The organism is Vibrio sp. Of14-4 (assembly GCF_022347625.1).
GTDB lineage: Bacteria > Pseudomonadota > Gammaproteobacteria > Enterobacterales > Vibrionaceae > Vibrio > Vibrio pristinus.
This window is the reverse complement of record NZ_JAKRGI010000006.1, coordinates 211,065-224,415: the sequence shown is the minus strand read 5'-3', so window position 1 is coordinate 224,415 and position 13,351 is coordinate 211,065. Positions and strand designations below refer to the sequence as shown.

Sequence of the window (13,351 nt, the reverse complement as noted above, 5' to 3'; positions counted from 1 at the left end):
CCGAGCCAGAAGCGCTAGCAGAATCTGAAGAGGTGGCCGAGCTTGATGATGCTGAGCTTCCAGAGTTCACTGAAGAAGACGCGGCAGCGGAGTTAGGCGAAGAAGCAGAGATAGACGCGCCAGCAGAATCAGCAGAAATGGCCGAGCTTGATGATGCTGAGCTTCCAGAGTTTACTGAAGAAGATGCCGTTACTGATTTAGGTGAAGATGTATCACCGTCAAGTGTCACGCAAGAGAAGCCCTCTCTTGATCTATCCGATTTAGACATACCTAAATATGGTGAGGATTCTACAGAAGAAATTGGTCCAGAAGCGCCTTTATCAGTTGACACAGATGATGGCGACCATTCTAAAATGCCAGAGCCAGAGCCAGAGCCAGAGCCAGAGCCAGAGCCAGAGCCAGAGCCAGAGCCAGAGCCAGAGCCAGAGCCAGAGCCAGAAGGTAATGAGGAAGACTTTAAGCTTGATGAAGTTGAAATACCGTCACTGAGTGAGATCCCATCTGAAGCCGCTCAAGAGCTTGCAAATAACGAGTACAATGAGGCGGCTTTTGAAGAGTTGCTGTCTGAGGATACTAGTGAGTTAGAGGGGAGTTTTGATTTTGAGTCTCCAGACTCAATAACTTCCGACAGCGCTGGCTTAGATATTGAAGCTATGTTGGAAGTGGGGGGAGAAGATTGGAATGGCTTTAATCTTTCCCCAGAACAACAGGCAGAGATTACAGATGATATCCCCGAAGACGAGCAGGGCATTTGGGATGAAAACAACAGCCCAGAGCAAGCTCAAATCCTAGACGAAAATTGGGAAGATCAAGAAGAACTCGAGGACTTCGTTCCAGATGAAAGTGAGTTCAAGTCCATTGACGAATTAATGGCCGAAGTTGATAACGATGAGCAGCAGGATATACAGGAAGAAGATCTTCAGCTTGATGTCGGTTTAAGTGATTTTCCTGATGTTATTGGCGATACGGGAGATGTGGATGTTGATGATAATTCCGAGGCTGCTGGTAAGCTTGACCTGGCAAAAATATACATTGAAATGAATGATCCAGAAGGAGCGATTAAGTTACTAGAGGAAGCGATTGTTGACGGTAGTGACGAAATTCGACGAGAGGCTAAAAACTTGATTGATACAATCAATGGCCGAGGGTAGGTGACGAACACTTAGCCTCTTACCATTTGATGCCAAAATGTATATACTCCTTGGCCAACTTTCGAAGAGAGTAGTCCGATGAGAATTGCATTAGGTATTGAGTACAATGGTAGTCAGTACTTTGGTTGGCAGCGTCAGAAGGAAGTTCAAAGTGTTCAAGAAAAACTGGAACATGCTTTGACTATCGTCGCTAACCATCCAGTAGAAGTTCAATGTGCAGGTCGCACTGATGCAGGCGTTCATGGTACAGGGCAAGTTATTCATTTTGATACAGATGCAAGTAGAAAGATGGTGGCTTGGACTATGGGAGTGAATGCCAATCTTCCCAGTGATATTTGCGTAAGATGGGCTAAGGAAGTCCCTAAAGACTTTCATGCTCGCTTTACTGCAACCGCACGAAGATATAGGTACATCATTTTCAATAGTGCTCTACGACCTGGGATTCTATCTTCTGGTGTGAGCCACTATCATGGTGAGCTTGATATCGCTAAAATGCACCAAGCTGGTCAATATTTACTAGGCGAAAATGATTTTACCTCTTTTCGTGCCGTTCATTGTCAGTCAAAAAGTCCTTGGCGAAACGTTATGCACCTAAATGTGACACGACATGGCCAATATGTAGTGGTGGATATTAAGGCCAATGCGTTTGTTCACCATATGGTACGTAATATTGTGGGTAGTTTGATATGCGTTGGGAGAGGTGAGCAAGCTCCTGAGTGGATCGATTGGCTGCTGAAAGCAAGAGATCGCAAGCTAGCCGGTGCGACGGCGAAAGCGCAAGGCCTATACCTAGTTAGTGTGGATTATCCACAGCAATTTGAATTGCCTCAACCACCATTGGGGCCACTGTTTCTGCCAGATGATTTGAACTAAGCTGTAATAAATTGTTCGAATGATCAATTCTTTATAGGGTTTGAGAGGTTGGGTAGCTAATAGGTACAACCAGTTTTTTGTCTACACTTGGCATTTAATATGCTTTAATCCTCTCGCGTAAATTGAGAATTTTTGTCCTTCGCCTACAGCGGAGGCTAGTTAAAGAAAAGGTCTTCCATGAGTTGGCTTGAAAAGATTTTAGAAAAAAGCAATATTGTTAGTTCTCGTAAAGCATCTATACCAGAAGGTGTATGGACTAAGTGTACCTCATGTGAGCAGGTACTCTATCATGCTGAATTAGAGCGTAACCTAGAAGTATGTCCGAAATGTGACCATCACATGCGCATGCCTGCGCGTCGTCGTTTAGAAACATTTCTGGATGAAAATAATAGAGTTGAGTTAGCGGATGAGTTAGAGCCGCAAGATAAACTGAAGTTTAAAGACTCTAAGAAGTATAAAGATCGTATTTCTTCTGCTCAGAAGAGCAGTGGTGAGAAAGACGCTTTAGTTGTGATGAAAGGTGAACTGCTGGGACAGCCAATCGTAGCCTGTGCGTTTGAATTCTCCTTTATGGGTGGATCTATGGGCTCTGTAGTTGGTGCTCGTTTTGTTCGCGCTGTAGAGGCAGCGATAGAAAACAAATGCGGCCTAGTATGTTTTTCAGCCAGTGGTGGAGCACGTATGCAAGAGGCGCTAATGTCTCTAATGCAAATGGCAAAAACCAGTGCTGCACTTGAGCGTTTGTCGAAAAAAGGTTTACCTTTTATCTCAGTCATGACAGACCCAACTATGGGCGGAGTCTCAGCGAGTTTGGCTATGCTTGGCGATGTCAATATTGGTGAGCCTAAAGCATTAATAGGATTTGCCGGCCGCCGAGTGATTGAACAAACTGTACGAGAAGATTTACCAGAAGGCTTCCAACGTAGTGAGTTCTTACTTGATCACGGTGCGATTGACATGATAGTTGATCGTAGAGAAATGCGTCAGCGTGTTGGTAGTTTGATGGCGAAAATGACCAATAAACCTTCACCTCTCGTTGTTTCTATAAACAACTCACAAAATGAAGCCGCTTATTCTGTACCAGAAGCGGGTGAAAAAGGGTAAAGTAGTCACTAACAAACAACCTCAATTATTTGGTTAACGTTAGATGAATCACCTCCAAACACCTCAAGCCACATCCCCATTATCGATGTGGCTTGATTATTTGACAAATATCCACTCTTCCGCAATCGATCTCGGCCTTGAGCGTGTTTTGGCCGTCGCTGAATTGGCCAATCTAACCAAGCCTGCTCCAACTATCATTACTGTCGCTGGGACGAATGGCAAAGGTTCAACCTGTGCTTTGATGGAGGCTATACTCCTTGATGCAGGTTACTCCGTAGGTGTATATAGTTCACCACACCTCATCCGTTACAACGAGCGTGTCCGCATCAATGGACTGGAAAGGGCAGATGAGAAGCACACTCAGGCTTTTGATTATATTGAAACTGTACGTGGAGATACCAGTTTAAGCTTTTTTGAATATGGGACCTTAGCGGCACTGCGTATGTTTCAAAAAGAGCGTGTTGATGTGGTGCTACTTGAAGTTGGCTTAGGTGGTCGGCTAGATGCGACCAATGTCGTTGAACATGATGTTTCTGTTATCACAAGCTTAGCTATCGACCATGTCGACTGGCTTGGCGATGATATTGAAGTAATCGGCTTTGAAAAAGCGGGCATTTATCGTTCTGGGAAGCCAGCCGTATGTGGTCAACCCAAAGCTCCATCGACGGTTGCTGCTCATGCCGACGACATTGGTGCAGAATTATATCAGGTTGGAATCCAGTATAATTACCAAGTAATAGATGAGCATAATTGGTGTTGGAGTCATGGCTCTTATCGTTTAGAGCAGCTTCCTATCCCATCATTGCCTTTGCCAAATGCAGCCACGGCACTTATGGCTTTGGCAACGGCTAACTTAGATATATCAGACATCAATATAGTCAAAGGGTTAAAGGCAGCACAGCTTCCCGGGAGGATGCAGGTCCTTCAACATAAGCCTTGTATCATTCTAGATGTGGCGCATAACCCTCATTCCGCTGCGTATTTTGTTGAGCAAATCCAGCTTAAATACTCCAACCGGAGAGTTCGAACTGTTGTCGCAATGCTTCATGATAAAGATATTCAAGCGACTTTGGATACTCTATCTTCGGTAGCAGATGAATGGTATCCAGCTTCGTTAAACGGTCCTAGAGCTGCGAATGCAGACGAACTGTGTCAATTTTTGCCGGATAATGTTACGACATTTTCAACCCCGACGCATGCTTTCACAACCGCATTGGAAGACGCTGAGGCGAATGACGTCATACTTGTTGTTGGATCTTTTCACACAGTTGGGGAAGTGCTTGAGTATTGGAAGAGCCGAGGAGAATAAATGGCCAGTAAGTTTCAAAAACGTTTAATGGGAACCATAGTATTGGTTTCCATTGGAGTTATTGTATTACCTGATGTGCTTGACGGTAAAAAAACGCATTACAAAGAAGGTGTGGCTAGTATTCCAATAAAACCTGAGCTTGATAGCGCAGTTGAGAGCTTTGAAATTCGGGAACCTATCGAAGACCCGGTTAGTTTGCCTGAGAGTCCTATTGAAGTTGTGCAAGAATCTCCTCAGTCACCATCGACTGAGGTCAAAGATCAGGTGGCTGTGTCGAAAAAAGAACGCCCAAGTCAAAATGCTTATGTTGATAGTGCATGGATTATTCAGCTTATGGCGCTAAAGAATGCTGAAAATGCAAAAAATGTGGTGAAAGATCTACAGAAAAGGGGATATCAGGCCCATGCGAAGCTCGAGAATGGTTTTACGCGAGTGATTATTGGTCCTGATGTATCGAAGAGTAAACTTGAGCGTCAACTCGTAGAGTTAGATAAAATTACCGGCTCAAAAGGCCAGTTGCTCAAATTTAAACCATTAAATCCGTAAGAAAACGTTTGCGTTAGCGTTTTTTCTGTTAAAATGCGCGCCAACTTAAGATGTTAGAACCGATGAATTCATTAGATATTGTCATTTTAAGTGTGATCAGCCTATCGGCGGTGATCAGTTTAGTTCGTGGCTTTGCAAAAGAAGCATTGTCGTTAGTTATTTGGTTTGCGGCGTTTTTTATCGCCAGCCAGTACTATGCTAAGTTAGCAGTGTATTTTTCCAATATACAAGACGATATGTTCCGTAACGGAGCTGCGATAGCCGTATTGTTTGTTTCAACACTTGTTGTGGGCGCTATAGTTAATTATGTTATTGCTCAACTCGTGCAGAAGACAGGTTTGTCCGGAACAGACAGAGTGTTAGGTGTTGTTTTTGGTGGCTTGAGAGGTGTTCTCATTGTTTCCGCTGCGCTGTTTTTTATGGATACGTTTACCTCGTTTTCAGATTCAGAGTGGTGGAAAGGCTCGCAGTTGGTGCCGGAATTTAGCCGTATCATTGAGCCTTTTTTTGAGCACATACAAGCTACGTCGAGTTTCTTATCTGGTGCACGTTAGTGCGCCAGCCATTGTCGCAAATCGAGGGTTAGGACATGTGTGGTATTGTTGGAATCGTGGGTGCAACGCCTGTAAACCAGTCTATTTATGACGCACTGACTGTGTTGCAGCACCGTGGCCAAGATGCCGCGGGTATTTGTACCATAGAAAGCAATCGTTTTCGTCTGAGAAAGGCGAATGGTTTAGTCAAAGATGTGTTTGAAGCTAAGCACATGCAACGTCTGCAAGGGACGGTGGGAATAGGTCATGTGCGTTACCCAACTGCAGGCAGCTCTAGCGCTTCAGAAGCACAACCTTTCTACGTCAACTCGCCATTTGGTATTACTCTTGCCCATAATGGAAATCTGACTAACGCCGCTGAAGTTCGCGAGAAATTATTCGAGAAAGACCGCCGTCATGTAAATACTACCTCAGACTCTGAAGTTTTGCTCAATGTCCTTGCCCACGAAATTGATACGGTTAAAGGCAATGTAACGGCAGAGGATGTGTTTCGAGCTGTAACTAATGTGCATCGTACTATTAAGGGAGCGTATGCGGTTTCTGCTATGGTTATCGGCCATGGCATGATTGCTTTTCGTGATCCAAATGGAATCAGGCCACTTTGTTTAGGTAAGCGCGAGGTTGGCGATCAGCAAGAATATATGGTTGCGTCAGAGTCTGTTGCTCTTGATGCTGTTGGGTTTGATTTTGTGCGTGACCTTGCTCCTGGTGAAGCCATCTATGTTACGTTTGATGGGAGGTTACATACCAAACAATGTGCAGATAATCCTACACTAAATCCGTGTATTTTCGAGTTTGTTTATTTTGCGCGCCCGGACTCTTTTATTGACAAAATCTCGGTATACAGTGCTCGTGTGGAAATGGGTAAAAAGCTGGGGGCGCGTATTCACGAAGATTTCAGCCATTTGGATATTGATGTTGTAATACCGATACCTGAAACGTCATGTGACATTGCCCTGCAAATCGCTCAGGCCATAGATAAACCGTATCGCCAGGGTTTTGTGAAAAACCGTTATGTCGGCAGAACGTTTATAATGCCTGGACAGCAGCAACGCAAAAAGTCTGTTCGTCGCAAGCTCAATGCGATTCGCTCTGAGTTTAAGGATAAAAATGTACTGCTGGTCGATGATTCTATTGTTCGAGGAACCACCTCTGAGCAAATTATAGAAATGGCCAGAGAATCAGGAGCAAAAAAGGTCTTCATGGTTTCTGCTGCGCCAGAGGTACGTTTCCCTAACGTATATGGGATAGATATGCCAAGTGCGAATGAATTAATCGCTCACGGTCGCGATAATGATGCGATTTGTAAGCAAATAGGAGCAGACGAACTCATTTTTCAGACCTTAGAAGACTTGATCTCTGCTGTAGGTATGGGAAATACAGATATAACTAGATTTGATACTTCAGTTTTTAATGGTGATTATGTCACCGGGGATATAGATCAGAAGTATCTTGATTTCTTAGAGTCTCTGCGTAGCGATGATGCTAAAACTCAGCGAGAAATTCAGCAAGACCTAGCGAATCTCGAGCTACATAACGAAGGCGCTTAATGCTTGGTGGTCTAGTTTGATTGCTATTAGGCTGATGTATTTACATCAGCCTTTTTCTTTTAGCCTCGTGGTCGATATAGCTGAGCCAACATAAACATGCTTGTGGCACTGATTACGACTGAGGGACCTGCTGGAGTGTCATAATTCCAAGACATACTCAAGCCAACTAAAACCGCAATTGCACCTATGACCGAGGCTATCGATGCCATTTGCTCTGGGGTTTGAGCTAGACGCCTTGCAGTAGCGGCTGGGATAATCAATAACGAAGTAATGATAAGTGCACCAACAAACTTCATCCCAATGGCAATGACTAATCCGACTAAAATCATAAGGACTAGACGCATTAATTCTACATTGTGTCCTTCGACGGCAGAGAGATCTTCGCTTACTGTCGTTGCGAGTAAGGACTGCCAAAAATAATAAAGCACGCCACAGATAATGATAACACCGGAGAAAATATAAAAAAGGTCTTCTGGTGTAACGGCCAGCAAATCACCGAATAAATAGCTCATTAAATCAATTCTCACATTGTCAAGAAAGCTCACTGCGACGAGTCCCAAAGAAAGAGCGCTGTGTGCCAATATTCCCAATAATGTGTCTGTTGCGACCAACTGTTGCCTTTGTAACGTTACTAAAATAAATGCCAAGGCTAAGCAGCAAATCGTTAAAGCTAAATAAAGGTTGATATCGAGCAAGAAACCTAATGCTAGACCCATTAGTGAGGCGTGAGCTAAGGTGTCTCCGAAGTATGCCATCTTTCGCCATACCACAAAGGAACCAAGTGGGCCGGCGATAATGGCAATGCCAAGTCCTGCAAGCATTGAAGGCAATAAAAATTCAATCATGGTGGTGACCGTGTGAATGGTTTGAACATGTTGCAGCGTCGCCTAAAACAGGCTCACCTGCGAGATCATGGTGATGGTGATCATGCTGATGATGATAAAACGCTAGAGATTCACTTTTTGCTGCACCAAATAAAGCAATATAACTGGGATGTTTTGTTATCACTGCGGGAGCACCAGAGCAGCAAACATGATGATGCAGGCAAATGACGTCGTCAGTTTTGGCCATAACAAGGTGTAAATCGTGAGAGACCATAAAAACAGCACATTGAAAACGATGGCGGATAGTGTCAATTAGATCGTATAAATCGATTTGACCTTGCACATCTACACCTTGTGCAGGTTCGTCAAGCACCAATAAATCGGGCCGTTGAAGCAGCGCCCTTGCAAGTAATACGCGTTGACATTCTCCTCCAGAGAGTGAATGCATGCTAGCTTTTATTAAATGTTCAGCGCCAACTAAGTTAAGGGCTTCCCTTAGTTCCTGAATGCTATATTTACCCGCAAGTTTCATGAAACGTTTAACGTTTAAAGGAAGAGAATCGTTGAGCTTAAGTTTTTGTGGGACATAGCCAATCTTGATGTTATTTACTTTGGTGACAGTCCCTTGGTATTGATCTTGAAGCCCTAAAAGAACTTTAACCAAGGTGGACTTCCCAGCACCATTTGGACCGATTAAAGTAGTGATTTCACCTTTTTTGATGCTTAGGCTGACCTTATCAAGAACTTTACGCTCACCAAATTGAACACTAACTTGTTGTAGTTCGACTAATGTCGACATGAATAGGACTCATTTGCAAAAAACTATTGTTATAATGTAACATCTGTCAAACTTTAACACCATAGATTAGTGATATTGACTTATGAAATACCTTGCCCCTCTTCTGTCCATGCTACTTATTGGTAGCGTTAATGCGAGTCAAGTATTGACCAGTATTAAGCCTTTACAGATGATTAGTTTCGAAATTACCAGAGGCGTTTCCAACCCAGAGGTACTGCTAGACGCTGGAACTTCTCCGCATGATTATGCCCTAAAACCATCGGATATTAAACGCCTGAAGCAAGCCGATCTTGTCGTATGGTATGGCCACGACTTAGAACCCTTTTTAGCTAAAGTACTCGAAGGTCGTCAAAATATTCTTACGATTAGCGAGATAAACGATCTCGATCTCAGGGCATTTGCACCAGAGGAACATCACCATGATGGCCATGATCATGGTAGCCATGATCCTCATGTTTGGCTTGGTTTAAAACAAAGTGCGCAAATAGCAAAGGCTTTGAGTGAAAGGCTTGCGCTGATTGATCCTGAAAATAAGACTGTTTATCAATCCAACTATCAAAGTTTTGTCGACAAACTTGCAGAGTACGCTAACAAATGGCGGGCGCAGTTAGATCCAGTTAAAGAAGTCGGATATTACGTATTTCACGATGCGTATGGCTACTTTGAGCAAGATTATAGCCTAAATCATATTGGAGAGTTTACAGTGAGTCCGGAGAGGAAACCGGGTGCTAAGACGCTGATTGATATCAAAACGAAACTATCAAAAGGTGATGCTAAATGTGTATTCTCAGAGCCACAGTTTTCACCAGCCGTGATTGATTCAGTGCTTCGTGGTAGCGTTGCGAAAAAAGGTGAACTTGATCCACTTGGCACTGATATAAAAGTTGGTCCGGACAGTTACTTTGTATTTATTCAGTCTATGGCTGATAGCTTTGCAACATGTTTAAGCAATTAAGAGTCTTGCTTCGAAACACAACTTGATATCACTTTTCTCGGAGTTTGTTATTAGGCAGATGTTTTTTGAATCAATATCTTGTTTCTGAACTACAAATAAGATACTTTTTATCGAACAATCAATTGATTAAATGATTTGATTGTAATTAATAAAAATAAGATCCCAATACTTATTTTGGGATTTTTACTCTTTTGGATCTGGTAACAGCGCAAAGGAATGTGCAGTGAAAAGGGCAATTTGCTTTTTAGTACTCTCACTTTTAGTTCGCCTGGCCATGGCAGAAGAGTGGTTTTCTCCACTTCCTTACCCAATTCCCACACAAACCAAAGGCCAAGTGTTTGTTGCTAAGACGCTTTTTCTTGGCGAAACGGATGGTCTTTGGTTCCAAGACCAGAATAACAAATTGTTCTTTTTTGATGGGCAAACCGTTTTACCTAACTCAGAATTTAACATTCCAATCCAGCCTAGTCAGTTAGCTTTTTTGGATCATGCATTTTGGCTTTCTTCAGGACATGAAGTTTATCGTGTTCTTCCAGGGAAACCCGAGCAGCTAGTATTTAGCTTGTCATCTGGTTCTGAAATTAGAAACATTGGTACATCAGGGCGCTATGTATGGGTTGCCGATCAATCAGGGTTCTATACCTACCAAGTCGACAGTAAGGCTTTCTCCTCCTACTCACTTGATAAACTGGAGCAATACAGTCAATTTTCTGATTTAAGCGTGAGTGATGCGGAGTTAACCGATGTGGGATGGGTGTTAGCGACAAATCATGGCCTTTATATATCGGACTCGCAATCAGCTAGTTTTAAACGTTTTGTAAACTTAGATACAAAAAATATTACAGACCTGCACTACTCGTTAGTCGGTCAAAAACTCGTTGTTGGTACCGATATAGGTGCGTATATCATAGATTTACAACATCCTGATTTACCAAGCTATCAAGTCTCAAGTCGACAAGTATTAAGTCTCGCGGGAGCACCAAAAGGTGTTTGGATAGGAACGATTAGTGGTTTAGAGTTTATCTCTTTTTCAGGCACCTCCAAAGATAGCTCAAGTCAAATAGAGTATTTTGTGGGACAAGAAATATACTCTGTTATTTATTCCAAACGAGGCGAATTCTGGGTTTCTAGTGACTCGGGTATCTATTTTTTCTCAGAATTTTCCCGCTTTTTCAGTCGATTATCCAGTTCTTTGTTAAATGATGGTTTGACCAAAGAAAAGTTTATCCGTTTTAAGAAGGCCCATCAGGAAAATAGATTTTGGCTTGTGACGAGTCTTGGCCTGCGTAAATTTTTCGTCGATAACCCAAACTCAAGTCAGCTTGTGTTTGAAGGACAAGTTAACGATGCGGTTGAACTTAATGAAACGCTTTGGTTGGCCAATGATGAAGGGGTATTGTCTCTCGATATTTCCACTGGTTCTTTACTTCTAGATGAATTACCAAGTTTTATGCAAACTATTTCTGCCGATCTTTTGGTCATTGATCGCAATGAAGGTATATGGGGAGCTGATGAGAAACGTATTTGGCGTTACGACACGGTAAACGGCGAGCTACTGCAGCATGCGTCAGAGTGGATGACTCACGGGGGATTAGATACTCAGTTAAACGATATGGATATCGACAAAGAAGGTAAATTGGTATTGGGTACCGATCACGGAGTCTATGTGGTTAATAATGGTCAAGTTCACTATATCAATGAATCATATAAGTATGGAGCCATAGTCAGCATTGATGGGATTGAGCCCGGATATTTTGCTGTTGCAGGCCGCTATGGGGCTTTCATTCTTGATGTAAATAAATTGCAGATTAAAGCATTAAGCTTGGCAAACCCTAATCTTGTGTTGAAGTGCCTCACCAGCACAAGAGGTGCAGTTTGGTTAAGCTCCACCGGTGGCTTAACAAGGTATAATTCAAGTGGGCAACTCCGCCAACACTATGGTGAGCCGTTTGGCTTGATTGATAATGAGCTTCAGACGGGCCTTTGTAACTCTGGTTTTTTATTTGGCCATGAAAGCATTCTTCTTGGTTCCAAGAAGGATTTAATCACAGTTGATATTGAAAAACTCAATGTTAGCTCTCTTCCAAAAACTCGTATTATTCTAAGCGAGGTGAGAATTAATCAATCTCGGTATTCTCTGGGTAGTGTTTTAGCGTTTCCACACGCAGAATTTGGTGATTCACTTTCTTTTCAATTTGGTGCTCTTCCCAGTGTGAGCGATCTAAAACTTGAATACCGTTTGAGCAAAAATGATAACTGGATATCAATCTCAGGGTTTTCTATCACACTCGCTCATTCCTTACCTGGTCATTATGTATTGGAAGTGAGAGGTGTAGTGAATGGAGAAGTGGTAACCGACACAGAGAAGTTTATTTTTTCTGTCGATGTTCCTTGGTATATGGGAGGATATGCTGCTCTATGTTACCTTCTGATATTTATTGCTTTTGTGGTTGGTTTGATAAATTGGCGTTCTCGTTTAGCGGTCAAAACCAACAGAATACTCAAATCACAAATTGCACTGAAAACAAACCAGTTGCGTCATCAAAGCAGAATCCTCCTAACCAACAATGAGCATCTAAGAAAGCAGCTGCAAGTCCGTCGTATTCTGTATCAGCAACTGATAGAGGACCTGAAAGTAAGGCTGAAGGATTTTTCAGCAAAGATTACGGCAGATAACAAGAAAAGTAAGCAACAGCTTTATCGTTACATTAACCATGAGTTGGACTTACTTCTTAATTACAGAGCTATGAGCAGCGGTACATTACCTGCTTACAGTCTAGCTCTTATCGTTAAGTCTGTACTTGATGGTTGGCAAGAAGAGATCATTAATGTCGGCTTGTCGATTGAGACAGACTTAGAACACAGTGAAGACACTTACGTTACCCTTTATATTGCAAATCTGGATCGTGTATTTAACTTGCTTGTCGATAATTTAATTCGTCGCTGCGCTAAAGGGCAAAGAGTTTACATGACGTACCGTCATGAAAAAGAGACGGTCACATTTTCTATGTCAGAAAATGTTCAGGGAATGGATGACGTTTTGCTCCATTCTTGTCAGACATGGACTGAAATAGAAGCCTTAGTAAAAGAAAGCGGTGGAACTTTCAGAAGATATATCTCTAATGGATTACAACTGACAGAGTTTACTTGGCCTAAGAGCAGTCAGTCTGATGAAGACTCGATAACTCAACTGATAGACCCAAGTTTTACGGATCTTAATTCAAGTGATCAGTGGCTAAAAAAACTGCAGGATTTGGTGATTACCAACTACTCTGACTCTGAATTTGGAACAGCGGCAGCTGCTAAGCAGATGTACACTTCAGAGCGGAGTTTGCAGCGTAGGTTCAAGTCAGCTACCGAAAGAACATTTACTGACTACCTGACTGAAGTTCGTCTTGATTACGCATGCCGCCGTTTGTTAAATGGACAAAAAGTATCTGATGTCGCGTTTGAATGTGGATTCAACGACCCATCGTATTTTAGTAGGCGGTTTAGACACAGATTTGGCGTATCTCCAACGCAATTTGTCGCAGCACAAGACTAGTGTTTTATTCAACATAGATTATTTGAATCGTTACCCATCATAACACTCGAAAAGCCGCATCAATCTAAATTACATTGAATTCATGTAGTTACCTTCTTGTAAGGTTCAAGTGGCTTTTTTTGCGTCATCTGAGTTTTAATTA

Annotated in this window: 11 protein-coding genes; 9 read left to right on the top strand and 2 right to left on the bottom strand. The window is 42.6% G+C overall.

What is annotated here, in order from left to right; all coding sequences use genetic code 11:
* From MHN79_RS08670 to purF, 7 genes are all read left to right on the top strand, one after another.
* On the top strand, window positions 1-1,151 hold a 1,151-nt coding region (locus tag MHN79_RS08670; protein WP_275436220.1), incomplete at its 5' end, for a FimV/HubP family polar landmark protein.
* Between the two features lie 78 nt (window positions 1,152-1,229).
* Window positions 1,230-2,024, top strand: coding sequence for a tRNA pseudouridine(38-40) synthase TruA (truA, locus tag MHN79_RS08665; protein WP_239172553.1), 795 nt, complete (start codon window positions 1,230-1,232; stop codon window positions 2,022-2,024).
* 177 nt (window positions 2,025-2,201) lie between these two features.
* On the top strand, window positions 2,202-3,128 hold the full coding sequence (accD, locus tag MHN79_RS08660) for an acetyl-CoA carboxylase, carboxyltransferase subunit beta (RefSeq protein ID WP_160929845.1): 927 nt from the start codon (window positions 2,202-2,204) through the stop codon (window positions 3,126-3,128).
* Window positions 3,129-3,171: 43 nt separating this feature from the next.
* On the top strand, window positions 3,172-4,437 hold the full coding sequence (gene folC / locus MHN79_RS08655) for a bifunctional tetrahydrofolate synthase/dihydrofolate synthase (RefSeq protein WP_239172552.1): 1,266 nt from the start codon (window positions 3,172-3,174) through the stop codon (window positions 4,435-4,437).
* Entirely contained in the window at window positions 4,438-4,983 is a 546-nt protein-coding gene (locus MHN79_RS08650; protein ID WP_239172551.1) for an SPOR domain-containing protein, read from the top strand.
* Window positions 4,984-5,045: 62 nt separating this feature from the next.
* Window positions 5,046-5,537, top strand: coding sequence for a CvpA family protein (locus MHN79_RS08645; protein ID WP_239172550.1), 492 nt, complete (start codon window positions 5,046-5,048; stop codon window positions 5,535-5,537).
* A 35-nt stretch (window positions 5,538-5,572) separates the two neighbouring features.
* Window positions 5,573-7,087, top strand: a complete 1,515-nt coding sequence (gene purF, locus MHN79_RS08640; protein WP_239172549.1) for an amidophosphoribosyltransferase — start codon at window positions 5,573-5,575, stop codon at window positions 7,085-7,087.
* Between the two features lie 59 nt (window positions 7,088-7,146).
* Here the strand turns inward: purF and znuB are convergent, their stop codons facing one another.
* Entirely contained in the window at window positions 7,147-7,932 is a 786-nt protein-coding gene (gene znuB / locus MHN79_RS08635) for a zinc ABC transporter permease subunit ZnuB (RefSeq protein ID WP_239172548.1), read from the bottom strand.
* Complete coding sequence (gene znuC / locus MHN79_RS08630; RefSeq protein ID WP_160929855.1) at window positions 7,925-8,710, bottom strand: zinc ABC transporter ATP-binding protein ZnuC; 786 nt, start codon at window positions 8,708-8,710, stop codon at window positions 7,925-7,927. The genes znuB and znuC overlap by 8 nt, the downstream gene beginning before the upstream one ends.
* A gap of 82 nt (window positions 8,711-8,792) precedes the next feature.
* Between znuC and znuA the strand changes: the two genes are divergently transcribed.
* Both znuA and MHN79_RS20975 read left to right on the top strand, forming a co-directional pair.
* A complete protein-coding gene (gene znuA / locus MHN79_RS08625) occupies window positions 8,793-9,665 on the top strand; it encodes a zinc ABC transporter substrate-binding protein ZnuA (protein WP_239172547.1) in 873 nt (290 codons plus the stop codon).
* A gap of 223 nt (window positions 9,666-9,888) precedes the next feature.
* The gene (locus MHN79_RS20975) at window positions 9,889-13,209 is read left to right on the top strand and encodes an AraC family transcriptional regulator (RefSeq protein WP_239172546.1); all 3,321 of its coding nucleotides are present in this window, start codon (window positions 9,889-9,891) and stop codon (window positions 13,207-13,209) included.
* The last annotated feature ends 142 nt before the right edge of the window (window positions 13,210-13,351 follow it).